This window comes from Caballeronia sp. ATUFL_F2_KS9A (assembly GCF_023630765.1).
GTDB classification, from domain to species: Bacteria; Pseudomonadota; Gammaproteobacteria; order Burkholderiales; family Burkholderiaceae; genus Caballeronia; species Caballeronia zhejiangensis.
Window position 1 is genome coordinate 70,978 of sequence record NZ_JALQEK010000050.1, and the last position, 24,801, is coordinate 95,778.

Genomic DNA, 24,801 nt, shown 5'->3' on the forward strand with positions numbered 1-24,801 from the left:
TCAGCGCTTCGCCGCGGAGCGATCGCCGAACGCGCGCTGCGACAGACAGAACACGAGCAGCAATGCGCCGACCGCGATCTTCGTCCACCATGAACTGAGCGAGCCGTCGAACGAGATCAGCGTCTGAATGATGCCGAGAAGAAGCACGCCGAACAGCGTGCCGATCACATAGCCGACGCCGCCCGTCAAGAGCGTTCCGCCGATGACGACCGAGGCGATCGCATCGAGTTCGAGACCCATCGCGTGCAGGCCGTATCCCGAGAGCATGTAGAACGTGAACAGCACGCCGCCGAGCGCGGAGCAGAAGCCCGATAGCGCGTACGCGCCGATGGTCGCGGCGTTCACCGGCAAGCCCATCAGAAGCGCCGAATGCGGATTGCCGCCGACCGCATAAATGGTGCGGCCGAACGGCGTGTAATGCGCGATGAACACGGCGGCCGCGAGCACGACTAGCGCGATCACCGCACCGAGCGAGAGCGACGCGCCGCTCATGACCGGTATGCGAATCTGCGATACGGCCGCATACCACGGATCGGTGATGCTGATCGAATCGATGCTGATGAGATAGCACAGCCCGCGCGCGAGGAACATGCCCGCCAGCGTGACGATGAACGGCTGCAGGCGAAAGCGCGCGATGAGCCAGCCCATGAGCGTGCCGAATGCGGTGCCCATCGCGAGCACGAGCGGGATCACGACGAGCGGATGCCAGCCCGCTTTCTCGACGAGCGCGGCGGATACCATCGTCGTCAGCGCAATCACCGATCCCACCGAAAGGTCGATGCCGCCCGACAGGATCACAAAGGTCTCGCCTACCGCGACGACGATCAGAAACGCATTGTCGATCAGCAGATTGAGAAAGACCTGCGGCGAGAAGAAGCCGGTGTACATCACCGAGCCGAGTACCGAGATCGCGATGAACAGCGTGATTGTCGCGGCGAGCGGCAGATAGCGGCTCGTCGAGAAGCTGCGCTTCGGTGCAGCGGCGTCGCGAGGATGCGCAAGCGTGACGCCCGGCGGCTTGGGCAAGGGCGAACTCATCGGCGCACCTCGCTGCGGCCAATAGCAGGGCGGCGCGCGAACTTCACGACCGTCGCGCGGAACTCGCCCGATTGCAGCATCATCACCGCGAACACGACGATGGCTTTCACCACGAGATTCACCTCCGGAGGCACGCCGAGCGAATAGATCAGATACGTGAGCGTCTGGATGATGAGCGCGCCGATCACGCTGCCCGCGAGCGTAAAGCGACCGCCCGTGAGCGCGGTGCCGCCGAGCGTGACGGCGAGGATCGCATCGAGCTCGAGCAAGAGGCCTGCGTTGTTGCCGTCGGCGCTCTTGACGTTCGAGCTGATGAGAATGCCCGCCACGCCCGCGCACAAACCGCTGAATGCATACGCGCCGAGCGTGAGCCGTTTCGCCTGCACGCCCGCGACGCGCGCGGCGGTCGGATTGATGCCGATCGCCTGCAGGAAGAGGCCGAGCGCCGTGCGCGTGATCGCAAGATACAGCAGCACGAACACGAGCGCGACGATCCATATCGATGTCGGCAATCCGAGCAGATAGCCGCCGCCGAAGAAGAAGTAGGGCGTGTAGTAGATCGTGATGATCTGACCGTTCGTGATGAGCTGCGCGATGCCGCGTCCCGCGACCATCAGGATGAGCGTCGCGATGATCGGCTGCATGCCCGCGCGCGCGACGAGCAGGCCGTTCCACAAGCCGCACAGCAACGCGACGCCGAGCGCCGCCACGATCACGACAGGCAACGGGAAGCGCGTGACGTTGCCCGCGATCGATCCGCCGATCGCCCACGCGGCGACCGCTCCCGCGATGGCGACGACCGCGCCGACGGAGATATCGATGCCGCGCGTGGCGATCACGATAGTCATGCCGAGCGCGACGACCGCGAGCGGCGCGGCGCGATTGAGGATATCGACGAGACTGCCGTAGACGTGACCGTTGCGCCACTCGACATGCAGAAAGCCCGGATTGAACGCAGCGTTCAGCGCGAGCAGCAGCACGAGCGTGACGATCGGCCAGCCGAGCCGATGTTCCATCATCGAACGAAGCGTCATGCGGCGCGCGGTGTCATCCATGTTCGGCTCCGATCATTTCGCATACCGTATCTTCGCTGGTTCCGGCGGGCAACTCGCCGACCTTGCGCCGGTCGCGCAACACGACGATGCGATTCGCGATACGCACCACCTCCGATATCTCCGAAGAAATGAACAGCACGGCCATGCCCGTCGATGCGAGCCGGAGTATTTCGTCCATGATTTCCTGCTTCGCGGCGACGTCGATGCCGCGCGTCGGCTCGTCGAGAATCAGAAGGCGCGGCTCGGTCGCGAGCCACCGCGCGATGAGCGCCTTCTGCTGATTGCCGCCGGACAAGAGACCGATAGGCATGTCGAGCGTCGCGGCCTTGATGCCGAGCGCGCGCACGAAGCGTTCCGCGAGCGCGTTCTGTTCGGCGCGCGTGAGGCAGCGCCGCGCGCCCATGCGTGCCTGCAACGCCAGCGCGATGTTCTCGCGCAGCGACAGCTCCGCGACGATGCCGTCCGCTTTGCGCTCTTCCGGACAGAACGCGATGCCGTGACGGATCGCCTGTGCGGGCGTCGTGAAGGAGACCGGCATGCCATCGATGCGCAGTTCGCCTTCGTCGGGCTTTTCGAGGCCGAAGAGCAGCTTCGCGAGTTCGGTGCGCCCCGAACCGAGCAGGCCCGCGACGCCCACCACTTCGCCCGCGCGCACGCGCAGATCGAGCGGTTGAAGCTGGCCTTTCTGGCCGAGTCGCGTGGCATCGAGCAACGCCGTTTCCTGCGTGGCCGTTTCGATGTCGTCGGGCGGCGACTGACGCGCCTGCGCGGCGGCAAGCTCACGGCCGAGCATCGCCGCGATGAGCGCCTGCGCGCCCAGTTCGCTCGTCGGCCATTCACCGACGCGCCGGCTGTTGCGCAATACCGTGATGCGATCCGAGATCGCATAGACCTGATTCAGAAAGTGCGTGACGAAGAGAATCGCGAGCCCTTGTTCGCGCAAGCGGCGCAGTACATCGAAGAGGCGGCGCACTTCGTCGTCGTCGAGGCTGGAGGTCGGCTCGTCGAGAATCAGCACTTTGGACGATAGCTTGAGCGCGCGCGCGATCGCGACCATCTGCTGCACGGCGACCGAATAGCTCGTCAGCACACGCGTCACGTCGATATCGAGACCGATGCGCGCAAGCAGCTCACGCGCTTGCCCGTGCGTCTTATCCCAGTCGATGCGATAGCCATGCAGCGCGCCGCGCCGCGGAAAATTGCCTGCGAAGATGTTCTCCGCCACCGACAGGTTCGGGCACAGATTCACTTCCTGATAGACCGTGCTGATGCCGAGCTTCTGCGCGTCGAGCGGCGAATCGGGATGGATCGCGCGGCCCTCGAGCAGAATCTCGCCGGCGTCGAGACTCACGACGCCGGTCAGCACTTTTATGAGGGTCGACTTGCCCGCGCCGTTCTGCCCCATGAGCGCGTGAACCTCGCCCGGATAGAGCGCAAGGTTCACGTCCTGCAGCGCATGAACGCCGGCGAAGCGCTTGTCGATGCCGCGCAACTCCAGTACTGGCGATGTCATCGGCGGTCAGTATTTGCGGTTGGGGAATTCCTTCGCCGCGACCTCCATCGGGAAGATGCTTTCCTGCGTAACGATCCGCTTGGGCACCGACTTGCCCGCCTTGATGTCCTTCACCACGGACATCAGCTGCGGCCCGAGCAGCGGGCTGCATTCCACGGATACGTTGAGCTTGCCCGCCATCATCGCTTCGAACGCGCCCTTCACGCCATCGACGGAAATGATGATGATGTCCTTGCCCGGCTTCATGCCCGCTTCCTCGATCGCCTGAATCGCGCCGATCGCCATGTCGTCGTTGTGTGCGTAAAGCACGTTGATCTTCTTGCCTTCGGCCTTGAGAAATGCCTCCATCACTTCCTTGCCCTTCGCGCGCGTGAAGTCGCCGGTCTGCGAGCGAATGATCTTGAACTTCGGATCGGATTTGATGATTTCCTCGAAGCCCTTCTTGCGATCGATCGCGGGCGCGGAGCCCACCGTTCCCTGCAATTCGACGATGTTGATCGGCCCCGGATTGCCTTTCTCCTTCTCGACGAGCCAGCGGCCCGCCTTGCGGCCTTCCTCGGTGAAGTCCGAGCCGATGAACGTGACATAGAGCGAGTCGTCCTTGCTGCTGATCGCGCGGTCCGTCAGCACGACGGGAATCTTCGCGTTCTTTGCTTCGACGAGCACGGTCTCCCAGCCAGTCTCCACGACGGGCGAGAACGCGATCACATCGACCTTTTGCGCGATGTACGAGCGGATTGCCTTGATCTGATTCTCCTGCTTCTGCTGCGCGTCGGAGAACTTCAGGTCGATGCCGGCTTCCTTCGCGCTCGACTTGATCGACTCGGTGTTGGCGGTGCGCCATTCGCTTTCGGCGCCCACCTGCGCGAACCCGAGGACGATGGGCTTCTGCGCGAACGCGGAAAGCGGGAGCGTTGCGCCGAGTGGCGCGGCGGCCATCGCAACTAACACGGTGCGGCGTTTCATGTCAGTGGTTCCTCCATCCGTTGGCTATGTATCCGTGCTTGTTCGAATGATTATGGAATAACCTGTTAATTCGTTGTTCTATTCATCCCGATGCCATTCCGGTATTTGGGTTTTGCGACGAGCGAGGCAACGGCGCCGAGATAGATTGACTATATGAAGGTATTCGGCCAGTTTTAATTCACGTTAACCCGCTTTTACTACCGAAACAGTCATACCATCTCGCACCGCGCGCTGCGCCGCAACATGCAGATTCGCACGCGAGGAAAGAACTGGTAACGCCTGCGTAATCGCTGCTAATGGCTCGTAAGCACTCGGGGAAACGACGTTTTGCTTGTGTGATCGTGGCTTCTCGCGCTCGACGAAGATTGCTCCCGTTGCAATCCGCAACGTCCCTTATCCGAAAAGGAGCAGCATGAACGTCACCAGCCCTGCCACTCAACATACGACGCAAGCGACGTCGCACACGCTGCCGATCAAGCGCGGCACCGAAACGCCGACCGTCGAAACCGGCACACCCGCGGCGAAGACGCCCGCGAGCAATCCGGCGCATCTCGGCAATCACGTCGATACGACTGCGTAAATCATGCGGAGGTCTTTTCGTCTTGCCCTTGCGTGCGCGGCGCTTGCGGCGTGCCCGTTCGTGCTCGACGGCTGCGCGCTCGCCGCGTTGCCGTGCCGCGCGACATCGGCGTTGCTGAAGGTCGTGCCGGTCGTGGGTCATGCCGCGTCCACGCCTTTCGACGCCTGCGCTACTGCCATCGACTGATATGAAGCGAACGATTCTTCGTTGCGCGTTTTTCGTTTGCATGGCGATGCCGGCATTCGCCGCGGCGCAGAAGCCTTTCGACTTCCGCGGCCTGCAGCTCGGCATCGCGCTCGACGCATTCCGGCGCGACGAGCCCGCGCGCGCGACGCCGCCCGGCAGCGTCGCCGTATGCGACACGGATATCGACGCGGCATCGCTCGGCATGGTGCTGCGCGATACGCACAGCCTGTCGATCGCCTGCAAGTGGGCGCATCGCACGCAAGGCGGCTGGAGGGAATCGGCGGCCGTTGTCGATGGCACGCTCGCCCGCGATCACGTATTGCGCTTCCTGGCGATGCCGGGCGATCCGTCGCCGCGGCTGTATCGCATGTCGTTCGTGATCGATGCGCGCGTCGCCGACGACTTCGCCGAAGGGTTGTCGTCGAAGTTCGGCCGAAGCCGCGTCGAGCGAGCGAACGGTTATCAGACGCGCACCTGGGAGAACGCGACCAGCTCGATCACGCTGGAAGCGAACGGCGCGGCGGCCTCGGCGCGCGTGATTTATCGGCTGAAGGCGTACGAAGCGTGGCTGCGCGATACGACTGACCGGTGGCGTCTTGCCGCGGTGCACGACGCGCCCTGAATCAAAGGAGAGGATTGTTCATGAAATTCGCGACATTGCCCTGCTCGGCGTTCGCACTCGCACTGGCGGCGTGCTCGTCGTCGGGCTCGCACTCGATCGTCGAGATGCCCACTTATGCGCCGGCCGTCGCGCAACCGGTCAACGTCAACACGCTGGGCGCGATCTATCAGGCGGGATCGTCGGTGTCGCTGTACGAGACTTCGCGCGCGCAGAAGGTCGGCGACGTGCTGACGATCCGTCTTGCGGAGTCGTATCAGGGCAGCAATTCCGCCGATGCCAAGGCGAGCCGCGCGAGCAGCATCAGCGCCGAGGCCGCCGACAAGTCCAGCAGCGCGGCGGCGCGGCTTGCGCGTCTTTTCAACGTCGGTTCGGCGGATACGTCGTTCAAGGGCAATGGCAGCACGAGCAATCTGTCGGCGATGAGCGGCACGCTCGCGGTGTCGGTCATCGGCACGTTGCCGGGCGGCAATCTCGTGGTCGCGGGCGACAAGATCATCGCGATGAGCGGCAATCAGGACCGGTTGCGTTTCTCGGGCATCGTCAATCCGAAGGACATCGAGGCAGGCAATTACGTCGCGTCGAACAAGGTGGCGAATGCGCGCATCGAGCAGGCGGGCGTCGGCATGCTCGCGGATTCAACGACGATGGGCTGGCTGCAACGTCTCTTCATGAGCGTGCTGACTTTCTGACGATGAAGCCGCGCGCGCTATAGGGTCGCGCGCGCCGCGATGCGCCCGGCCGCGGTCGGATCGCCGTGCGGCACGAAGATATAGCCCTGGCCCCACACCGTCTGCACGTAACGCGGTTCGGACGGATCGATTTCGAGCAGACGGCGCAGACGCCAGATCGCGACATCGAGACTGCGATCGCGATGCGCGCCGTTGCCGCGCATTTTTTCGTTGAGCTGCGCGCGCGTGAGCACGACCATCGCGTTCTTCACGAGTGTCTTGAGCAGCGCGAATTCGCCGGAGCGCAGCGCGATGCGTTCGCCGTCGCGGCGCAACTCGCGCGCGCCGAAGTCCATTTCGAACGGGCCGAAACGATAGGCCGGGCGAATTTCGGGCGCGCTCGCCGTGTCGGACGACACGGGCTCGCGGCGTCGCAGGATCGAGCGGATGCGCGCCAGAAGCTCGCGCGGATCGAAGGGCTTGCCGAGATAATCGTCTGCGCCGAGCTCCAGCCCGATGACGCGATCGAGCACGTCGGAGCGGGCCGTCAGCAGAATCACGGGGATATCGTCGCGCGCATTGCGCAGTTCGCGCAGCGCGCTGATGCCGTCCTTGCCGGGCATCATCACGTCGAGCACGACCATCGAAGGGCGCTCGGCCTGCACGCGACGGCGCAACTCCGTCCCGTCGTCGAGAACGGAGACGTCGAAGCCGTGCTGCTCCAGATAATCGCGGACGTGATCGCGCACGACGGGGTCGTCGTCGACCATCAGTACATGTGGTGTCATGCCCAAATTCTAAGCGCGACGCCGAGGCCCCCGCGACGCTTGCGAACTTTCCATTTCTTTCCGTTACGGCCTGTTTCGGGGCGCGTTTCGAGGGCGCTTTACCGACGCGCGGGGCTTGTCGCGGGAATGGAACGCGCGTGCTGCGAGGCTTCATCGCGCGAAAGACGCGTCCGGTAAGAATCCGTAACGTTGCGCGACGCGCGAGACGCGCTGTAAGGCATTTGTGTACGAATAGAATTTTGGGATGGCTACATCGGTTCTTATCGTCGACGACGATCCCGCGGTGCGCGACCTGCTGCGCCGCTTCTTTCAAGAGCAAGGCATCGACGTTTCCGTGCTGCACGATGGCGCCGGTTTGCGTCGGCGTCTGGAGCTCGAACGTCCGTCCATCGTCGTGCTCGACATCATGATGCCGGTCACGGACGGCTTGCGCGCGCTGCGCGATCTGCGCGCGGCGGGCGAAGACATTCCGGTGATCTTCGTGACCGGTTGCGACAGCGTTCCGCAAAAAATCGCCGGCCTGCAATCGGGTGCGGACGACTATCTCGCCAAGCCGTTCGATCCGCATGAATTGCTCGCGCGGATCGAAGCGGTGCTGCGGCGGCGCACGGCCGCGCCGAGCCGGCCCGAACCCGCGCCGCGCGAACGCTTCGGGCGCTTCGAAGTCGATTTCGTGTCGCGTTCGCTGTTGCGCGGCGACGAGCGCATCGCGTTGCGCGACAGCGAGTTCGCGCTGCTGAAGGTCTTCATCAAGAATCCGTACAAGGTGCTGTCGCGCGTGCTGATCCACGATCTCGTGCATCGCGACGATCTGCCTTTCCGCGATCGCGGCCTCGATGTGCCGATCTGGCGTCTGCGCCGTCTGATCGAAGACGATCCGTCGCATCCGCGTCATGTGCAGACCGTGCGCGGGCAAGGCTATGTCTTCGTTCCCGATGCGGACGATTCGGCATCCGGCTGGATCGAGGCGTAGCCGCGATGCGTTCGGGTTTCTGGCAGTCCGCGCGGACGCTGCGCGGTTTCATCGATTCGCTGTTCGGCCGCATGGCGATCGTGTCGATCGGCGTGCTGGTCACGCTGCAGGTCGGATGGTTCGCGATTCTCCACGTACAAGGGCCGCACAAGGAAGCGGATGGTTACGCGCGCGCGCTGCTGATCGTGCTGGAAGCGGCGCACAACGATGTCGCGCTCGGCGGACGGCTGATGCGCGAGACGCGCGTGCATATCGTGCCGGTGTGGAACATGCCGGAGCCGCTGACGCTGCGCGATCCCGCGAAGACGCGTCACGGGCATCTCGCGCGGCAGCTCGCCAGTCGTTTGCCGCCCGGAACGCAGATCGCGATCGATATCGACGGCCATAACAAATCGCGGCTCTGGGTGCGCTATCCGTCGAGCAATGTGTGGATCGTCGCGCCGATCGATCTGCCGCCGCCCGCGCCCTTCATGACCGAAGGCGTCGTGCTGCTCGCCGGCGCGCTCGTGCTTTCGCTGATTGCGACATGGCAGTTGCAGCGGCCGCTCGCGCGCGTCGCGCAGGCCGCGCGACGCTTCGGCGGCGGCGAGCGGCCGGTGCCCGTCGAGGAAAACGGGCCGCGCGAATTGCGCGAGCTCATCGGCGCGTTCAATCAGATGATGAAAAAGCTCACCGACGCCGATGACGATCGCGCCGTGATGCTGGCCGGCATCGCGCACGATCTGAAGGCGCCGCTCACGCGCCTGTCGCTGCGGGCGAGCGTGCTCGCGAAGGACGAACGCGAGCGCGCGAATTTTCTGCGCGACATCGATTCGATGACGCGCATCGTGCAGCAGTTTCTCGAATTCGCGGGACGGTCGTCGTCGGACGGCGCGACGACCGGCGTCGATGCGTTCATCGCCGAGCAGTTCGCGTCGCCCGAGGATGGCGACGATCCGTTGTTCGCGCTGTCGCTCGAAGCGGGCGATGCGTTTCACTTGCCGCGCACTTTCATCGACCGGCTGATGACCAATCTCGTCGACAACGCGCTCGAACATGGCGAGCCGCCCGTCGAGATTCGCACCGCGCTGCGGGATGGCGACTGGCTGATCGAAGTGCGCGATCACGGACCCGGCATTCCCGACGAGCGCCTGGACGAAGCGCTGCGTCCCTTCGTGCGGCTCGATCCCGCGCGCAGCGGCAACGGGCATTGCGGCCTCGGGCTCACCATCGTCGAACGTCTGGCGCGCGAGCAGCGCGGCCGCTGCGAGATCGCCAATGCCGAGGGCGGCGGGCTGATCGTGCGTATCGTCATTCCCTTTGATCAAACATGATGCTTGCTTCGTCCACGCGTGAGGCGCCTTTGTCGCGCCGCGCTTTCATTCGCGGCGGCGCGCGCGTCGCATTGCTTTCGACCACTTTCGGCGCGGGCGCATTGCTATCGGCGTGCGGCGGCGCGAGCGAAGAGCGCAGCGTGATGGAAACGCCGAGGCTCTCCACGGTCGAGAATTTCCGCGATGTGGCCGGCGTGGGCGACGGCTATCCGACCGTCGATGGCGGCCGCTTGCGTCGTGGCGTGTTCTATCGGTCCGGCGCACTGACACCCGGCGATGCGGACGCGGCGTTGCTTGCGCGCTTGTCGTTGCGCGCGGTGCACGATCTTCGCGTGGTGGCGGAGGCGTCGCTTGCGCCGGACCGCGTGCCGACGGACGCGGTGCGCGAGACCCACGAGATCGCGCCGATCGACGCAGCCGGCGCGACGCCCGTCGATGCGGCCGCCGCGACCGCGTGGATGAACGCGCGACAGCGTCAGCTCGTGACCGATCCGGCCGCGCGCTTGCAATTCGGCGCGCTGCTGACTCGGCTTGCGCGTGTTTCAGGCGCGCAGGTGGTCCACGGCACGGCGGGCAAGGATCGGACGGGCTGGGCGGCGGCGCTGCTGCTCGCCATCGCCGATGTGCCGCTCGATGTGATCATCCAGGACTATCTGCTGACGAACACGGCGGCAGAGACGCAGATCGATGCGCGCGTGAAAGCGCATGCGGCGCGTGCCGGGATCAATGCGCAGGCGGTCGCGCCGCTTTATCGGGCGCAAAGCGCGACGATCGAAGCCGCGTTCGAGGAGATGCACAGCGGGTTCGGGACGTTGAGTAACTATCTCGCGCAGGGGTTGGCGGTGAGTGCCGCCGATGTGGCGATGTTGCGGGCGAAGTTGGTGGGGTAGGGTGGTGGAGGATTCGAGCGCGGCCTTCCGATTCGCCGCGCGCTCCGATGTCTTACCGATTCCGCAATTGAAGCAGTTGCTCAGATAAGCTCGCTCGGTTTCTCGCCGCGCCGGCGTCGCTCCAGTCCTTCGAACGAGGCTCTCTGCCTCGCTTTCCCGCACGGGCCGTCATCGTGGCGATATGCACGCTCCCGTATCGCCTGTCAAAATCAAATCTCCTTCGCGGCGGTGCTAGCATTCCCGCCACGAATCAAGCACGCCCGCCATTCTGAAAAAATAGAACCCTGCGATACATAAAAAAATAGACGAGGCCTCGAATGGAGACACACCAGATCCGCTCACCCCGCTCGATGACCTCGCGGCTCACCTGGTGGATTGCCTCCGTCGTCGCCGCACTGAGCGTGATGGCGGGCGTCGCCTCGTTTGCCGCCGCGTCTCACGAAGCGAACAAGCTTCAGGACGGTCATCTGCGCGAGATCGGCGCGCTCATCGATGCGAAAAAGCTCGTTCTGGATACGACCGCCGTCGCGTGGCAAGGCAGTCAGGATTCGGACGTGCGGCTCGTCATCTCGCGCCTGGAGCCTGAATGGGAAGCCGCGAACGCATCGGCACCGATCATCGTTCCGGCGACGCTCAAGGACGGCCTGCATGACCTCGAAACGCATGGCAGGCGCTGGCGTGTCGATGTCCGCACGCTGCATTCCGGAGACCGGATCGCGGTCGCGGAGCTGTCCACGATCCGCGATGAAATCGCCAGCGACGGCGCAATGCGTACCCTCTTTCCGATGCTCGCCCTGACGCCCGTGATCGTCGCGCTGGTCTTCTTTCTCGTGCGGCGGATGCTCCTGCCGGTGCGCCGTCTCGCGAGTGTCGTGGACTCGCAGGACGATGCAACGCTCGACACGCTGTCCGAGGAAGACATCCCGGCAGAACTGCTGCCGTTCGTCACGTCGATCAACCGGCTCATCGGCCGCCTGAAGGATGCGATGGCCCAGCAGCGCCGTTTCATCGCCGATGCCGCGCACGAGCTGCGTTCGCCGCTTGCCGCGCTGTCGTTGCAGGCGGAGCATCTCGGCGCCGCGGACTCGGCCATCGTCGCGCGCGAGCGTCTCGTCACGTTTCACGCCGCGATACGGCGCACTGCGCGGCTCGTCGAACAGTTGCTCGCGCTCGCGCGTTCGCAGCATGGATCGTCGATGAAGCCATCGGTCGTATCGCTGCGAGAACTCGCAACCGATATCGTGATCCAGTCGGTGAACATGGCGGAGGACAAGCATGTCGATCTCGGGCTCGAACGCGTCGACGATATCGACGTGATCGCCGACGCGCCCGCGCTGGCCGTCGTGTTGCGCAATCTCGTCGACAATGCCGTGCGCTACACGCCGGAAGGCGGCAGAGTGGATGTATCCGTCACTGTGAGCGGACAGGACTTGCTGCTGGAGGTGCAAGACTCGGGACCAGGCATTCCCGACGACGAACTGACTCGCGTGCTCGAGCCGTTCTATCGCATCCCCGGCACGCGCACGATGGGCAGCGGCCTCGGCCTTTCGATCGTGTCCGAAACCGCGCGGCGCAGTGGCGCTCGCTTCGTGCTCCAGAACACAGAGACGGGGCTGCGCGTGTGCTATTGGCATCCGCTGCGCGAGCGGACCGCCGGGAGCATGTGATAAAAAAAAGGCGACTCGCCAGAAGAACGATGGCGAGCCGCAAGAGGGATCGGTCAACAACTACTGCGCAGGCAGATTAGCACCGGTTTCACGCGTGAAATCGCATCGGAAAGATGCCGTAAGGAAAGCGCCCTTCACTGTGTGCGCGAGACCACCATACGGTCGACCAGCGCATCGAGCTTCTGCCGCGCGCTCGCGAAACGGTCTACGTTCAGACCATTGGTGTCGTAGCGCGCCGTCACGAGAATCTGCCCTTGACGCACGATCGTGAGATCGATCGCCGACAGATACGGCACCGGCTCGCTGCCGAACGCGCGCTTGTTCCAGCTCGTCGTCGCGGCGTAGACGAACATCGCCTCGCAACCGGGCGGCGACGTGCCGGGGTTATAGACCGTCGAAATCACGCCGCGCCGCTGCAACGCGACCTGCAGCGAGGGCACGAAGTCGCCTGTCGCGACGTTCTGGTTCAGTTCGATGCATACGGATTGCAACGAGGCAGGCGAGCCCGTCACCGATGTCGGCGACGAATAGTTCGACGCGACCGTCATGCCCGCCTGCACGAGCGAGCCGGCGGCATCGGCGGCCGTAATCAGCGTCCACGTACAGCCGGAAAGCGCGCTTGCCCCGAAGGCAAGGAGCGCGCGAGCGATGAGCGTGCCGAACATGCTCGGGCCGCCGAATTGAACTTGCATGGCTTGGCGTCGTATCGATGGAAAGAAGGGCGGTGTGTCTGTCGACATCACGCATCGATATCTTCCCGCGACGCGCCGTCATCCGATATGCGGAGCAAGGCGCCAATCCGGCGAGTTATTTCCAGGTATTAATCCGCGAGCGATCAGACGAACAGGGACACGATTCCGCCGATGGTCGCCGCCGCTGCAACCCATTTGCCCGCGGTGTAGAAGCCATTCGTATCGGTCGCCTGCACTTCGGGACGTTCCAGCCCGAGCGCGCCATAAGCGAACGATTTCACCGATGACGGCGGGTTGGTTTGCTGAGGCACGGCGGCATCGTCGGCCGATGTGTCCTGCTCGACGTCAGTCGTGTCATCGGCAGGCGCGGCGCGGCGGGGAAGAGGCGTATCGGCGCTCGTATAGGCGGCCGTGGTCGCACTGTTGATCTGCATCGCTGGCCTCGTCTTTATGCGCTACTGCAAAGCCGCAATAACGGCCTGTCGCGACGATGCTTGAACACGCCCGCCTTTCGGTTCCTTACCGCTGGCCCGATCACATCGGATGGTTCTGCACGAAGGTCTTGTATGCCCAGTAGGCGGCCTTCTGCGTGAGTCCGTCGCTCTGGATAAGACCGTAATCGCCTTCGCTGTCGTCGTAGAGTTCGAAGGCCTGAATCGACTGGATGTTGTACTTCGACGCGACGCTCGCGAACTGCGCCATCATCAGACTGCCTGTCATGTATGTCGCGATCTGGCTGTACGAGCCGAAGTCTGGGCGCACGCCGAACTCGTTGATCCATACCGGCTTGCCCATATCGTGCAGAAACTGGAGCACGTCATGACATCCCGTGCCGCCGCATGCGTGCGTCATGTCGCCCTGACTCGAATACCAGTGCCACGACGTGACATCCCAACTCACCGCCGGATGACCCCAGGTGCCGTCCGGTTGCGAACCGTCGGCGAGCATCTGGAAGAAAGCGGTGTGCAGCCAGGTGCCGCCCAGGACGATCTTCGCGGAGCTGTCCACGGACTTCACGCCTGCGATCATCCCGCGGATCACGCCGCGCGCGAGCATGAACGACCAGTTGTTGTACTGATACCAGACGGTGCCGTCGACATTGCCGATAAGCGCCTTCGCTTCGAGCTCGTTGCCGACCTCGTAGTACTTGTAGGGGTAGCTGTTGGCCGTCTGCTGGCCGAGCGTGTAGCCCGCCTTGTAGGCGTCGTTCTCGCTGTTGTAGTTCAGGTTCATGAGCATCACCGGATACACGGTGACGCCGCCTTCTTCCATCGTCTTCGCGATGTTCGCAACCATGTTGGCCGATGTCTGGCTGTACACGTCATTGCGATAGATCGTTGCGCCGAGATCCTGCAATTGCGACAACTGCGTCTTCGCGCCCACGACGTCGTATGCGCCGCCGTTGCTGTTGTGGCCGTTCGCGCCGTAAAAGATCGAGCCACTGCCGCTTGCGGCCTTCGCGGTCGACTTCAGCGATGCCGCGCTCGTGCTGGCCGCGGCGGTGTCGGCGGGGTTGTCGCTGCCACCGCAGGCGGCAAGCACCATGCTTGCGGCGAGGGTTGCCGCAATGGATCGGGGCAGGAAGGAGGCAATTCTGTTCTTCATGGCGTTTAGTATGACTAACGGAGATGCGCGCTTTCGCAACGATCAGGGCACACGTTGAGCGCCGGGTCGAGCGATCAACGAGGCGATGCGCAGAATCGGTCGCGCATCCGAAATAGTTGAAAGAGCTTGTTAGTAATCCGATGACCGGCTCAGGATGAACGCCATTGACGACGCGTATCGGTGCGCCGAAAAAGCCAAGCCAGTGCAGATTCGCTGAAGCAAAGCCGAGCACAAAAACGATGTGCATGCGGAATGGCCAGCGTTCGATGACGATGATCCGCGAACGTGAATTCGCGTCGGTCATCGGTAACATGTGCAGCGATACGACTTCGATGACGTCAAAATTGCTGACGGCGGCGCGATGCAGTTCGCGCCCTGAGCGTGCGTTGCCGGTATTAAGTCAGCGGGGAAAGGTTACTTTGTTCCGACGTAGAAGTAAACCCGATAGCAGAAAAAACATCTTGTGTACGGCAACATTTCGACTGGTCTTTTCTGCCGTTTATCGTTTTCTGCGTAGCCGTTTCTACTGCAGCAAGGGTGCTGATAATCGTTTCGCTTGCCTTGCTTGGATTACCATGCTTCGGCGAGAACGGCACAGGAACTTCTCGTGGCAGCAGAACTGACTCTTTGCCCGCGTGAGTCAAGGGGGATGTGCGCGCCGCTGCATCACCGGTAATGATGGAACGACAGCAGCGCGCTCGATGCAACTTACGGTGCAGCCACGCCCTGCGTCTTCGGGCTATACGACGTATAGAAGCTCGCGCCCGCCCATGTCGGCGCAGCGTCGTTATACAGCGGCGCACCTTGGCTCCAGTTCGCACCGTCGTGCCAGTCGCCGCTGCCGCTGAACTTCGCCACGGCCGGATACGGATACACCGGACGCGATGCCGTCACCTTGCTCGTCGTCGCATCGGTCTGATAGGTCATCACCGCATTCGGCGATGTGCCTTGTTCGACCCAGCCCGTGATCTGCGATACGAGATCGATGTTCGGAAAGCCTTCGCCGCCGCCGCAGTGACCCACGCCCGGCACGACATACAAACGCGAGAACTCGTTCGCGCTCGCTTCGCCCATCGTGTCCTTCACGGCCTGGTAATAGCGGATCGTGAAAAGCGGGGAGATGTGCTGATCCGCCCAGCCGTGCCACAGGATCAGCTTGCCGCCCGCGTTCTTGAACGCCGACAGATCGGGGCTCGTTGCATCGTTGAGCGGATGGTTCGCCTGCAGATAGCTCGAATAGAAGCTCGCATCGTGATAGCCGAAGGTGTCGACATTCGGCATCGACGGCGACCCCGTGAAGATCAGGTTATATGCCCCGGTCACGATCATGTAGCTGAAGAGACTGGTGACCGGCACGGCTGCGTCCGTCGAGTTCGTCGTCGGCACTTCGACGCCGATCCAGTTCGCTTCCGAGCCGAACTGCGGCGAGCCGCCCAGCATGGGCATGCCGGTGTTCGTATCGGTGGGGCCGCTGTAGATCTTCGAGGCCGTTGCGACTTCGGCGGCCGTCAGACAGTTGCTCGTGCTCGATGCATTGGCCGCGCATTGAATCGATGCGGGATCGAAGTGACAGGTACGCGGATCGGCGAGGAGACCATCGGGTACGTTGGCTTGACCGCCGCATGCAGCCACGACTGCCTTGTGCAGCAGTTGAGCCTTGTCGGCATAGAGCACGGCCTTGCCTGCGCTCGTACCCGTCGTGCTGTTCGATTCGACGTTCCAGCCGTGATAGAGCGAGTTTTGAATCTGGAAATGCGCAGCCGGCGCGCCCGCGACGATGCCGTTGTAATCCGACGGATAACGTTGCGCGGCCATCAGCGCTTCACGGCCGCCATCCGAACAGCCGACGAAGTAAGCGTATTTCTGCTCGTGTCCGTAGTAAGCCTTGATCAACTTCTTCGCGGCGAGCGTCGTGATGTGCTGGCCGCGATACGCAAAGTCGGCCTGCTTTTGCGGATCGGTCGACCATGTCGAATCCTGACCCGAATGACCCATGTCGGTCGCTGCCGTGACAAAGCCGCCTTGTTGAACGAGCGGGCACGTATAGCTGAAACTGAAGGAGCTTTGCTGAGTCGGATCGCTCAGATTGCCGCACAAGCCGCCGCAGCCGAGTTCGGCGAAGCGCTGTGTCCACGAGTCGACGGGCAGTGCGACCTCGAACGTATTCGAAGGCGCGAGCGTGCCTTTGACCGTGCAGAAGTTGACGGTGGCGCCGTTGACGGTCGCGGCCGTGACCGTCGCCGATGTGATCGTGCTGCCGGTGCCGCCGATATCGCTCAAATCGACCGATGCCAGCTTCGAGCAATCGACCGTAGGTTTCACCACGGCCAAGGGTGTTTGCGCGGCGTTGCCGCTACCGCTATTGTTGCCACTGCCTCCGCATGCCGTGACGACGACGGTCACGAGGCAGGCGGCTATCAGCGCCATTAATCGCTTGGGATCCAGAGCTCTCATAGTTATCTCCTAGACTTCGTTTTGATGGCGTACGGACGAACGTCGCCAGCACGCCGAAGCGTGCGGACGATATGAAACGATCGTGGTGCTACGCGCGTTCGATCAGAAGCGATGGATGATGCCGACGCCCGCCGCGAACATGCTGCGCGATGCCGACGGCGCGCTCTGGAAGCCGTCGCCGATCGTTGCGTTGGCGGCCGTCTGACGGTTCGTAGCGGTGCCCGAGGGCGCCGCCAGCGTGTTGCCGTTCGCACGCTGGAACGCTTCCAGTGCGTACAGTCCCGTGCGCTTCGACAGCGAGTAGTACTGCGAGAGATTGAACTGGTGGTACGAAGCCGCGTCGTTGATGCCGTTCGCCTTGCTGGCCCATGTATAGCTGTAGCCCGCTGCGAAGTCCCATGCCGACGTCGCCTTCCAGTGCAACACCGAGCCGACCGTGTTGAACACGGCTTCGTCGGTGAATTGCGAATTCACGCCCGGGATGTATTGAACGTTCGTGTACGTGACCGAGATGTCCCACGCGCTGTTGAACTGATAACCGCCTGCAACCGCGAAGCGCTGCTGCGCTTGTGCGCGTTGATAACCGGCCGTCACCGCCGACACGCCCGGCTGACCCGAACCATCGGTCGCTGCCGTGCTGTTGATCGTCGTCGAGCTGCTGCTGTAGATGCCGCCGCCATTGGCCGCGTTGTTGATGCGCGAGAACGCGACCGTGCCGCCGATCGGGCCTTGCTGGTATTGCAACGCAGCCGACCACGTCGACCCCTGATACACGCTGTCAGGCACGCCTGCAAGCGAGTACGAGCCGCTTACGGTGAAGCCATACATCTTCGGCGACGTATAGACGATCGAATTGTTCGCGCGATAGATCGTGTCGAGGCCGTCCAGATCGCCCGGATGCGCGCCGAAGTAACCGGTCAGCCAGTTCGTCGGGCTATACGGCGAGAGCAGCGTGTAGTACGAGGTGTATTGACGACCCAACGTCAACGTACCGTACGCCGGATTCGTGAGACCGACCCATGCCTGACGGCCGAACATCGCATTGGTGAACTGTGCTTGTCCGCTATTGATGTCGAAGCCCGATTCCAACTGGAAGATGGCCTTGTTGCCGCCGCCGAGATCTTCGGCGCCCTTCAAACCGAAGCGGCTACCGGCCCAGATGCCCGATCCGGTCTTGACGTTCGAGCGGCCCGGGTTCGTCTTTGCGAGATTGGTCTGGCTGCTCTGATAGACGATCGAATCATCGACGATACCGTACAGCGTGACGCTGCTTTGCGCTAACGCCGGCGTTGCGATCGCCGCCGCATAGAACAACACGCCCGCGCTTAATGGCTTCAGTTGATGTCTCACTCTCATACACCCTCATCGTTGTCGTTGGATTGGTGAGCGATAGCATCGCGCGTCGTGCGACGATTGCCCGCCGGTGCGAACGTACGCCGATGACAGGGCATGAAAAGAAAGGGTTAACCATTGATCCGATACCGAAAGTGAAATGCAAGGTCGCGTCCGGAAATGAGGCGAGCCTTGCAGGCACAGTGTCGGAATGCCGCTTTCAAGCGACAATCGAACGCCTCACACCGAAAACCGCGATAAACAAAACTGATGGCGGCGTTAAGTCTTTGAATTGACCTTTCGACGCTTCATTTTCAGCGCCGGGTGCTTTCGATTTGCGTCGGCATATTCGCGGATCATGTCCGTCAATGCGCGCAAGCCCGCCGGCACATGACGACGGCCGGGATAGTAGAGGCATAGTCCGTCGAGCGGCGGCGTCCAGTCTTCGAGCACGCGCACGAGGGCGCCTGCTTCGAGATCCGCGGCGACATTCCATTCGGTCAGGTAAGCGAGACCGATCCCCGCGCGCGCGGCGGTCAGCATCATGCCCGGTTCGTCGAGCGTCAGCGCGCCGTCGCCATCGATGCGTATGGATTCGCCATGCCGCTCGAATTCCCATTGATAGATCGACCCGCTCGGCATGCGGCTGCGAATGCAACGATGCGTCGCGAGGTCGGCAGGCGTGCGTGGCGGCTTGTGCTGTTCGAAGTACGCGGGACTGCCGACGACGGCGAAGCGCTGGCGATCGCCGAACGGCACCGCGATCATGTCTTGCGGTACGGTTTCCAGCAGACGAATGCCCGCATCGAAACCTTCGACGACGATATCGATGAGCCGGCCTTCGGTGACGATATCGAGCTTCATGTCCGGATAGCGCTTCAGGAACGCGATGAAAAGCGGCATCGCCTGATGCGCCGCGCCCACCGATGTATTGATACGCAACGTACCCGATGGCGTGTCGCGAAAGCTGCCGGCCTGTTCGAGCGCGTCGCGAATCGTCGAAAGCGCGGGCGCGATGTTCTGCACGAATTGCGCGCCGGCCTCGGAAAGCGACACGCTTCGGGTCGTGCGATTGAAGAGCCGCACGCCGATGCGAGCCTCCAGCGCGGCGATCGCATGACTCAGCGCGGACGTCGATACGCTCAGTTCATTCGCCGCCGCGCGAAAGCTGCGATGCCGCGCGACGGAAAGAACCGCTTCGAGTTCGGTGAGCCCCGATGTTTTCATTATGCTAAATCGTTCAATAGGTCATGCCGGATTGTACGTCTAGTCGAATCAATGCAAACGCCTTATCTTTTGCTCAATACATCGACCGAGCGAATTCATCATGCATGACATCGACCAGATTTATATCGGCGGCGCGTTTGTCACACCGCACGGCAACGAGCTTTTCGAACTCTTCAATCCCGCGACAGAAAAAGTTGTCGGCCGCGTGCGCCTCGCAGACAAGGACGATGCGCGCAATGCAATTGCGGCGGCGAAACGCGCATTTCCCGCATTCTCGCGGACGGGCAAGCGCGAACGTATCGACATGCTGAAGCGCATGCACGCCGCCGTCATCGCGAAAGAGGATGAGCTTTTCGAGGCCATCGTCGAAGAATACGGCGCACCGGTTTCGCGCGGCCGCTGGATGGCGCGACACGCGAGCAACGTGCTGCTGGAAGCGGCGAAGGTGCTCGAAGACTATGCGTTCCTGCGTGACGCGGGTACGGCAAAAGTGGTGATGCAACCGCTCGGCGTTGCCGGGCTGATCACGCCGTGGAATAGCGACGCCGGCTTTATCTGCGGCAAGCTGGCGGCGGCGCTCGCGGCGGGTTGCACGGCGGTCATCAAACCGAGCGAAATGAGCGCGATGCAAACGCGCGTCGTCACCGCAGCGCTGCATGAGGCGGGACTTCCGGCAGGCGTGTTCAACATCGTCACGGGCCGAGGCGATATTGTGGGCGCGGAGATCAGCGCGCATCCCGATGTCGCGAAGCTGTCGTTCACGGGATCGACGGTCGTCGGCAAGACGATCCTGCGCACAGCCGCCGATACGCTCAAGCGCGTGACGCTCGAACTCGGCGGCAAGTCGCCGACGATCGTGCTCGACGATGCGAACTTCGACGAAGCCGTGCCGCTCGCGCTCGATGCTGGCTTCATGAACAGCGGTCAGGCATGCATCGCGGGCACGCGCATTCTGGTGCCGCGTGCGCGGCTCGCGGAGTTCGAAGAGAAAATCGTGAGCGCCATCGAGAAGATTCTCTCGGGCGATCCGCGCGATCCGCATACGAGCATCGGCCCGATGGTGAGCCGCAAGCAATGGGAGCGCGTGCAGCGTTATATCCGTATTGGCATCGATGAGGGCGCGCGACTGATCGCGGGTGGCGAGGGGCGTCCGGATCACGTCGGCGCGGGCTGGTTCGTGCGTCCGACGCTCTTCAGCGACGTGACCAACGACATGACCATTGCGCGAGAGGAAATCTTCGGGCCGGTGCTGTCGATCATCGCGTACGGCGATATCGAAGATGCCATCGCGATCGCCAACGATACGCCTTATGGTTTGCAGGCGTACATCGCTTCATCGGACGCCGCGCGCGCGAACGCGGTGGCGTCGCGCATCGACGCGGGGCGCGTGCTCGTCAACACGCTCGCGCATGAACCTGCTGCCCCGTTCGGCGGATTCAAGCAATCGGGCATCGGACGCGAATACGGCACGTTCGGCATCGAAGCGTTCCTCGAACCGAAGGCACTGCTGGGCGTCCGTCAAGCCCGCGACTCGAGGCCGCCCGATTCCGCGTGCTGATTGCGCCGCACCGCTGTGGCAGGCCCGAAATAACGCGCGATGCAGAGCGCGTAGGTGATCAGCGCCGAGATCGTGTACATCGCGGATCGCTCCATGAAGAACAGCAAGAGCACGGCAATCGCGAGAAGCAGCATCTCGATGCGAGGCGAGATCGCGGACAGTTGCAGATCGCGGCGCTCGATTGCCGTGCCGAGCAGAATCACGAGCGGAATCAGCGCGACGACCATGTGGATCGGCTCAAGGATCGGCGCGGCAAGCAGCATCGTCATGCATGCGAGCGCGTAGTCCATGCGTTTGTCGCGGCTGCGGAAGAAGACGAGGTAACACGCGAACACGCAGATGATCGCGGCGAAGATCGTCGATGTCGCGTGAAGCGTCGCTTCGGATGCGGCCGTGCCGAGCTTTTCGGATATCGTCTGCAATGCGCCGCGCACCGAACTGTTGCCGGGCAAGCCACCCGCACCGAGGATGTACGTCTGCGCTCGCCCGATCTCGACGGTCAGATATTCCCAGATCACGCGAAAGCCGAGCTTGCTCGCGGTGAAGAGCGTGATCGCGATGGCGCAGACGCCCGTCGAGATTACCGTGCGCCATTCGCGTCGCAAGAGAAGCAAGCCGACGATGGCGAGCGGTGTCACCTTGAAGACGACGGCGAACGCGAGAAAGACTCCCGCGAGCCAGCGATTGCCGCGCTCGATCAAGAAGAACGACGTCACGAGAAGAAAGAAAAGAAGCTGGTTCGATTGCGCGAGATAGGCGTCATGCAGAACCGGAAAGCTCAGCATGGTCACGCCGATGAGCAGCGCGGTCACGCGCCTGTCTTCGCCGCGATAGGCCATCTTCGCGAGAAGCACTGCGCCGATGATGGACAGCACGACCGACATCGCGACCCAGGCGAGCTTCGCGGTGAACGACGGCAATAACGCGAACGGCGCAAAGATCAGCGCAAATTGCGGCGGATAACAATAGATCAGGATATCGTCGAGATTGGCGCCGAGCGTCGTCAGATAGGCGACGAGCCGCTCGTTGTTATAGATGAGCGACGGATCGTGCGGCGAATTCAGCACGCTGCTGAAGGCGTAATAGTAGAAATTGAAATCGCTGAAGGCCTTCGGATGATCGGCCGAATAACTCAGCGTGTAGTGATAGATGATGACCATACGAATCGCGAGAAAACCCGCCGCGACCAGCATGAGCAAAGCCGCGATGATCCGGACGTTATCCGCAGATCTGGCGCCAACCCGAGCGTTCAACATGGACGTTCTCCCGTGTGCCGGCTATCACGTTGTAAGGACGCTGTAATGAATCCTTTGGGATTGATCCACTATTCGTCGCATGAAATCGGGCGAGAGAACCGTTAGCGGATCGTATGGCCTACGAATCGTGACAGCATCACAGGGGCCGCGTCAATCTGGTATTTGCGCAGTGCAATGAAGAAACTGCTTTTTGAAAAATGGATGACGCTCGTGCGTTTTTATGCATGCCGCGTGTTGAACAAAAATATCAGATTCTTATCGTCACGCGGCTCGCAGTCGTCACTTCTCCGCGGCGATCTTGTCCTGAGTGCGCGTATCGAAATCGGATCCGTCATGGCGCTCATGCAACTGGCTCGACGGCTCGCCGAAAGTACGGTTCACCATGCGGCCGCGTTTAACGGCCGGACGTACGCCGATCAATTCGGCCCAGCGGCGCACATGCTTGTATTCATGCACGGAAAGGAACTCGGCGGCGTTGTATAGCCAGCCGTTCACGAGACCGCCGTACCACGGAAAGATCGCGATATCCGCAATGGTGTATTCGTCGCCGGCGATATAAGTGCTCTGCGCGAGACGCTTGTCGAGCACGTCGAGTTGACGCTTCACTTCCATGGCGAAGCGATCGATCGGATATTCCATCTTGCTCGGCGCATAAGCATAGAAGTGCCCGAATCCACCGCCCAGATAGGGCGCGCTTCCCATCTGCCAAAAAAGCCACGACAAGCACTCGGCGCGCTTTGCCGGTTCCGTCGGCACGAACGCGCCGAATTTCTCGGCGAGATAAAGCAGGATCGCGCCGGATTCGAAAACGCGCACAGGCGTTGCGCCGCTGCGATCCACGAGCGCCGGAATCTTCGAATTCGGATTGATATCGACGAAGCCGCTGCCGAACTGATCGCCATCGCCGATGCGAATGAGCCACGCATCGTATTCCGCATCGCGATGACCAAGCGCCAGCAACTCTTCGAGCATCACGGTGACTTTCACGCCGTTGGGCGTGGCGAGCGAATAGAGCTGTAACGGATGACGGCCAACGGGCAACGCCTTTTCATGTGTCGGACCGGAGACCGGCCGATTGATATTGGCAAATTGTCCGCCGCTTTCCTTGGTCCAGGTCCATACGGCCGGCGGCACATATTCGTTCGATGCGCTCATGCTTCAAGCTCCTTTGCAATATGAATTCGGACGAGGTTATCAGGTCGTCCGAAAACATGCTTGACCGGGCTTTGTACAATCGGCTCCGCAATCCACGAGAGGAAACGAATGAGCCAGCGTCCATCGCACAAACCGTATCGCCCGCGAAAAGCGCCCGCGCAATCGCGCTCCGAAGCCACGGTGGCATCCATCGTCGAAGCAGCGGCGCAAGTGCTCGAAAGCGAGGGCTTCGAAGGATTCAACACGAACGCGGTCGCGCGTCGCGCGGGCGTCAGCATCGGTTCGCTCTATCAATACTTTCCGGGCAAGGATGCGCTCATCGTCGCGCTGATTCGTCGTGAAAGCGCGCGCTTTTATGAGGATGCATCGGTCGCGCTCACCAAACGTAGCGGCAAGGCGGCGCTCGAATATCTGATCGGCGCGTCCGTGCGTCAGCAACTACAGCGTCCGATGCTCGCGCGTCTGCTCGATATCGCGGAAGGACGGCCGGCATTGCGCGGCGAAGTGGCGAAAGGGGAAATGGACGCGCTGGTCGAGACGATCGTCGGTCGTGCCGCACCGCGTCATCCGAATCCGGAAGTGGCGGCGGCCGATCTGCTCGCCATCGTCAAAGGCATGGTCGATGCCGCGGGCGAACGCGGCGAGCGCGATCTCGACGACCTCGAACGCCGCGTTCGGGCCGCTGTTCTCGGATATCTGTCGAGAAGCGGCGGCGCGTAAATGCGAGCAGTGGAAGCGACGCGACAGTGCAAGCCGCATCGCTGCGGGCTTTCGGCGGCTGTTCGCAATGCGAGTAGTCGAATGTGAGCTTTTGCTTATATTCTGAAGTCTCTATCAACCCAGTAGAGACCGAGCCAAAACATGAAGCTCAATCACCTCAGTTTCCCTTCCGCCGACACACCCGCGACCGCTCGATTCTTCGAGCAGTATCTCGGCTTCACGATATCCGGAACGTGGGACCAGTCGTACATACTCAAGCGTCCCGGTTTCGATGTCGTGATCGATCACGCGCGCGACGATGCACCGGAATGGCCGCGCGCGTTTCATGTCGGCTTCGAATTGCCGAGCCTCGATGATGTGCGCGATCTATACGAACGCTTCAAGTCGGAAGGCGTGGAGATGGAGACGGACATCTTCAACAACGGGCGCGGCTCGCGCTTCTTCTGCCGCGCCCCGGGCGGCGTGATGTTCGAAATGAATACGCGCTCCGATGCCGCGCCCGAGTATCAGGGCACATTCGACAACTGAAGCGATCGCGACGAA

At 62.4% G+C, this 24,801-nt stretch carries 24 protein-coding genes; 11 read left to right on the forward strand and 13 right to left on the reverse strand.

The features are described from left to right. Genes yjfF through NCS67_RS28775 form a run of 4 tightly spaced genes read right to left on the reverse strand, consistent with a single transcriptional unit; the run spans position 1 to position 4,572 of the window. Positions 1 to 1,038, reverse strand: a complete 1,038-nt coding sequence (gene yjfF, locus NCS67_RS28760; protein WP_008346364.1) for a galactofuranose ABC transporter, permease protein YjfF — start codon at positions 1,036 to 1,038, stop codon at positions 1 to 3. Further along, the gene (locus tag NCS67_RS28765) at positions 1,035 to 2,093 is read right to left on the reverse strand and encodes an ABC transporter permease (RefSeq protein WP_008346365.1); all 1,059 of its coding nucleotides are present in this window, start codon (positions 2,091 to 2,093) and stop codon (positions 1,035 to 1,037) included. The genes yjfF and NCS67_RS28765 overlap by 4 nt, the downstream gene beginning before the upstream one ends. Beyond that, on the reverse strand, positions 2,086 to 3,606 hold the full coding sequence (locus NCS67_RS28770; protein WP_250437598.1) for a sugar ABC transporter ATP-binding protein: 1,521 nt from the start codon (positions 3,604 to 3,606) through the stop codon (positions 2,086 to 2,088). Before NCS67_RS28770 ends, NCS67_RS28765 begins: the two co-directional genes overlap by 8 nt. Positions 3,607 to 3,612: 6 nt before the next feature. Beyond that, positions 3,613 to 4,572: an ABC transporter substrate-binding protein gene (locus NCS67_RS28775; RefSeq protein ID WP_175980223.1), complete on the reverse strand. Its 960-nt coding sequence runs from the start codon at positions 4,570 to 4,572 to the stop codon at positions 3,613 to 3,615. Between the two features lie 412 nt (positions 4,573 to 4,984). Between NCS67_RS28775 and NCS67_RS28780 the strand changes: the two genes are divergently transcribed. From NCS67_RS28780 to NCS67_RS28795, 4 genes are read left to right on the forward strand one after another with little or no spacing between them, the layout of a single operon-like run. Beyond that, positions 4,985 to 5,152, forward strand: a complete 168-nt coding sequence (locus NCS67_RS28780) for a hypothetical protein (protein ID WP_160172871.1) — start codon at positions 4,985 to 4,987, stop codon at positions 5,150 to 5,152. A gap of 3 nt (positions 5,153 to 5,155) precedes the next feature. After that, positions 5,156 to 5,338 (forward strand): DUF6726 family protein, encoded by a 183-nt coding sequence (locus NCS67_RS28785; protein ID WP_033536015.1) that lies wholly within the window; start codon positions 5,156 to 5,158, stop codon positions 5,336 to 5,338. A gap of 46 nt (positions 5,339 to 5,384) precedes the next feature. After that, positions 5,385 to 5,960, forward strand: coding sequence for a hypothetical protein (locus tag NCS67_RS28790; protein WP_235366186.1), 576 nt, complete (start codon positions 5,385 to 5,387; stop codon positions 5,958 to 5,960). Positions 5,961 to 5,980: 20 nt separating this feature from the next. Next, positions 5,981 to 6,649 (forward strand): flagellar basal body L-ring protein FlgH, encoded by a 669-nt coding sequence (locus tag NCS67_RS28795; RefSeq protein ID WP_008346373.1) that lies wholly within the window; start codon positions 5,981 to 5,983, stop codon positions 6,647 to 6,649. A 17-nt stretch (positions 6,650 to 6,666) separates the two neighbouring features. On the opposite strand, the gene NCS67_RS28800 is transcribed toward NCS67_RS28795, so the two are convergent. Continuing rightward, on the reverse strand, positions 6,667 to 7,416 hold the full coding sequence (locus NCS67_RS28800) for a response regulator (RefSeq protein ID WP_033536014.1): 750 nt from the start codon (positions 7,414 to 7,416) through the stop codon (positions 6,667 to 6,669). 244 nt (positions 7,417 to 7,660) lie between these two features. On the opposite strand from NCS67_RS28800, the gene NCS67_RS28805 reads away from it, so the two are divergent. The 4 genes from NCS67_RS28805 (at position 7,661) to NCS67_RS28820 (ending at position 12,259) form a co-directional block, all read left to right on the forward strand. Continuing rightward, positions 7,661 to 8,389 (forward strand): response regulator, encoded by a 729-nt coding sequence (locus NCS67_RS28805; protein ID WP_008346377.1) that lies wholly within the window; start codon positions 7,661 to 7,663, stop codon positions 8,387 to 8,389. Between the two features lie 5 nt (positions 8,390 to 8,394). Next, positions 8,395 to 9,702, forward strand: a complete 1,308-nt coding sequence (locus NCS67_RS28810) for an ATP-binding protein (protein WP_250437599.1) — start codon at positions 8,395 to 8,397, stop codon at positions 9,700 to 9,702. Next, entirely contained in the window at positions 9,699 to 10,592 is an 894-nt protein-coding gene (locus NCS67_RS28815; protein ID WP_250437600.1) for a tyrosine-protein phosphatase, read from the forward strand. Before NCS67_RS28810 ends, NCS67_RS28815 begins: the two co-directional genes overlap by 4 nt. A gap of 317 nt (positions 10,593 to 10,909) precedes the next feature. Beyond that, positions 10,910 to 12,259, forward strand: a complete 1,350-nt coding sequence (locus NCS67_RS28820) for an ATP-binding protein (RefSeq protein WP_250437601.1) — start codon at positions 10,910 to 10,912, stop codon at positions 12,257 to 12,259. 134 nt (positions 12,260 to 12,393) lie between these two features. Here NCS67_RS28820 and NCS67_RS28825 read toward each other — a convergent pair whose 3' ends face one another. The 6 genes from NCS67_RS28825 to NCS67_RS28850 all read right to left on the reverse strand — a co-directional run bounded on the left by NCS67_RS28825 (position 12,394) and on the right by NCS67_RS28850 (position 19,569). Then, complete coding sequence (locus NCS67_RS28825) at positions 12,394 to 12,951, reverse strand: hypothetical protein (RefSeq protein WP_008346383.1); 558 nt, start codon at positions 12,949 to 12,951, stop codon at positions 12,394 to 12,396. A 143-nt stretch (positions 12,952 to 13,094) separates the two neighbouring features. Continuing rightward, entirely contained in the window at positions 13,095 to 13,385 is a 291-nt protein-coding gene (locus NCS67_RS28830) for a hypothetical protein (RefSeq protein ID WP_175980219.1), read from the reverse strand. A gap of 100 nt (positions 13,386 to 13,485) precedes the next feature. Next, on the reverse strand, positions 13,486 to 14,496 hold the full coding sequence (locus tag NCS67_RS28835; protein WP_008346388.1) for a hypothetical protein: 1,011 nt from the start codon (positions 14,494 to 14,496) through the stop codon (positions 13,486 to 13,488). A gap of 768 nt (positions 14,497 to 15,264) precedes the next feature. Beyond that, the gene (locus NCS67_RS28840; RefSeq protein WP_250437602.1) at positions 15,265 to 17,010 is read right to left on the reverse strand and encodes a tannase/feruloyl esterase family alpha/beta hydrolase; all 1,746 of its coding nucleotides are present in this window, start codon (positions 17,008 to 17,010) and stop codon (positions 15,265 to 15,267) included. A 102-nt stretch (positions 17,011 to 17,112) separates the two neighbouring features. Then, on the reverse strand, positions 17,113 to 18,366 hold the full coding sequence (locus NCS67_RS28845) for a porin (protein ID WP_175980217.1): 1,254 nt from the start codon (positions 18,364 to 18,366) through the stop codon (positions 17,113 to 17,115). 255 nt (positions 18,367 to 18,621) lie between these two features. Then, positions 18,622 to 19,569, reverse strand: a complete 948-nt coding sequence (locus tag NCS67_RS28850; protein WP_250437603.1) for a LysR family transcriptional regulator — start codon at positions 19,567 to 19,569, stop codon at positions 18,622 to 18,624. 100 nt (positions 19,570 to 19,669) lie between these two features. Here NCS67_RS28850 and NCS67_RS28855 point away from each other — a divergent pair, with 100 nt between their 5' ends. Next, the gene (locus NCS67_RS28855) at positions 19,670 to 21,127 is read left to right on the forward strand and encodes an aldehyde dehydrogenase family protein (RefSeq protein ID WP_250437604.1); all 1,458 of its coding nucleotides are present in this window, start codon (positions 19,670 to 19,672) and stop codon (positions 21,125 to 21,127) included. On the opposite strand, the gene NCS67_RS28860 is transcribed toward NCS67_RS28855, so the two are convergent. Both NCS67_RS28860 and yghU read right to left on the reverse strand, forming a co-directional pair. Next, positions 21,088 to 22,383: a glycosyltransferase family 87 protein gene (locus NCS67_RS28860; protein WP_250437605.1), complete on the reverse strand. Its 1,296-nt coding sequence runs from the start codon at positions 22,381 to 22,383 to the stop codon at positions 21,088 to 21,090. The genes NCS67_RS28855 and NCS67_RS28860 overlap by 40 nt on opposite strands. 279 nt (positions 22,384 to 22,662) lie before the next feature. Continuing rightward, positions 22,663 to 23,538, reverse strand: coding sequence for a glutathione-dependent disulfide-bond oxidoreductase (gene yghU / locus NCS67_RS28865; RefSeq protein ID WP_008346404.1), 876 nt, complete (start codon positions 23,536 to 23,538; stop codon positions 22,663 to 22,665). 108 nt (positions 23,539 to 23,646) lie between these two features. On the opposite strand from yghU, the gene NCS67_RS28870 reads away from it, so the two are divergent. Then, positions 23,647 to 24,258 (forward strand): TetR/AcrR family transcriptional regulator, encoded by a 612-nt coding sequence (locus NCS67_RS28870; protein ID WP_250437606.1) that lies wholly within the window; start codon positions 23,647 to 23,649, stop codon positions 24,256 to 24,258. Between the two features lie 141 nt (positions 24,259 to 24,399). After that, positions 24,400 to 24,786 (forward strand): VOC family protein, encoded by a 387-nt coding sequence (locus tag NCS67_RS28875; protein WP_008346408.1) that lies wholly within the window; start codon positions 24,400 to 24,402, stop codon positions 24,784 to 24,786. The last annotated feature ends 15 nt before the right edge of the window (positions 24,787 to 24,801 follow it).

Excerpts from the sequence above, each read along its gene's own strand:
- NCS67_RS28850 (WP_250437603.1), bottom strand. The coding sequence starts at position 19,569 with ATGAAAACATCGGGGCTCACCGAACTCGAAGCGGTTCTTTCCGTCGCG.
- NCS67_RS28820 (WP_250437601.1), top strand. The coding sequence starts at position 10,910 with ATGGAGACACACCAGATCCGCTCACCCCGCTCGATGACCTCGCGGCTC.
- NCS67_RS28855 (WP_250437604.1), top strand. The coding sequence starts at position 19,670 with ATGCATGACATCGACCAGATTTATATCGGCGGCGCGTTTGTCACACCG.
- NCS67_RS28805 (WP_008346377.1), top strand. The coding sequence starts at position 7,661 with ATGGCTACATCGGTTCTTATCGTCGACGACGATCCCGCGGTGCGCGAC.
- yjfF (WP_008346364.1), bottom strand. The coding sequence starts at position 1,038 with ATGAGTTCGCCCTTGCCCAAGCCGCCGGGCGTCACGCTTGCGCATCCT.
- NCS67_RS28765 (WP_008346365.1), bottom strand. The coding sequence starts at position 2,093 with ATGGATGACACCGCGCGCCGCATGACGCTTCGTTCGATGATGGAACAT.
- NCS67_RS28770 (WP_250437598.1), bottom strand. The coding sequence starts at position 3,606 with ATGACATCGCCAGTACTGGAGTTGCGCGGCATCGACAAGCGCTTCGCC.
- NCS67_RS28785 (WP_033536015.1), top strand. The coding sequence starts at position 5,156 with ATGCGGAGGTCTTTTCGTCTTGCCCTTGCGTGCGCGGCGCTTGCGGCG.
- NCS67_RS28780 (WP_160172871.1), top strand. The coding sequence starts at position 4,985 with ATGAACGTCACCAGCCCTGCCACTCAACATACGACGCAAGCGACGTCG.
- NCS67_RS28830 (WP_175980219.1), bottom strand. The coding sequence starts at position 13,385 with ATGCAGATCAACAGTGCGACCACGGCCGCCTATACGAGCGCCGATACG.
- NCS67_RS28875 (WP_008346408.1), top strand. The coding sequence starts at position 24,400 with ATGAAGCTCAATCACCTCAGTTTCCCTTCCGCCGACACACCCGCGACC.
- NCS67_RS28825 (WP_008346383.1), bottom strand. The coding sequence starts at position 12,951 with ATGCAAGTTCAATTCGGCGGCCCGAGCATGTTCGGCACGCTCATCGCT.
- NCS67_RS28845 (WP_175980217.1), bottom strand. The coding sequence starts at position 18,366 with ATGAGAGTGAGACATCAACTGAAGCCATTAAGCGCGGGCGTGTTGTTC.
- NCS67_RS28870 (WP_250437606.1), top strand. The coding sequence starts at position 23,647 with ATGAGCCAGCGTCCATCGCACAAACCGTATCGCCCGCGAAAAGCGCCC.
- NCS67_RS28835 (WP_008346388.1), bottom strand. The coding sequence starts at position 14,496 with ATGGTGCTTGCCGCCTGCGGTGGCAGCGACAACCCCGCCGACACCGCC.
- NCS67_RS28795 (WP_008346373.1), top strand. The coding sequence starts at position 5,981 with ATGAAATTCGCGACATTGCCCTGCTCGGCGTTCGCACTCGCACTGGCG.
- NCS67_RS28860 (WP_250437605.1), bottom strand. The coding sequence starts at position 22,383 with ATGTTGAACGCTCGGGTTGGCGCCAGATCTGCGGATAACGTCCGGATC.
- NCS67_RS28775 (WP_175980223.1), bottom strand. The coding sequence starts at position 4,572 with ATGAAACGCCGCACCGTGTTAGTTGCGATGGCCGCCGCGCCACTCGGC.
- NCS67_RS28810 (WP_250437599.1), top strand. The coding sequence starts at position 8,395 with ATGCGTTCGGGTTTCTGGCAGTCCGCGCGGACGCTGCGCGGTTTCATC.
- NCS67_RS28815 (WP_250437600.1), top strand. The coding sequence starts at position 9,699 with ATGATGCTTGCTTCGTCCACGCGTGAGGCGCCTTTGTCGCGCCGCGCT.
- yghU (WP_008346404.1), bottom strand. The coding sequence starts at position 23,538 with ATGAGCGCATCGAACGAATATGTGCCGCCGGCCGTATGGACCTGGACC.
- NCS67_RS28840 (WP_250437602.1), bottom strand. The coding sequence starts at position 17,010 with ATGAGAGCTCTGGATCCCAAGCGATTAATGGCGCTGATAGCCGCCTGC.
- NCS67_RS28800 (WP_033536014.1), bottom strand. The coding sequence starts at position 7,416 with ATGACACCACATGTACTGATGGTCGACGACGACCCCGTCGTGCGCGAT.
- NCS67_RS28790 (WP_235366186.1), top strand. The coding sequence starts at position 5,385 with ATGCCGGCATTCGCCGCGGCGCAGAAGCCTTTCGACTTCCGCGGCCTG.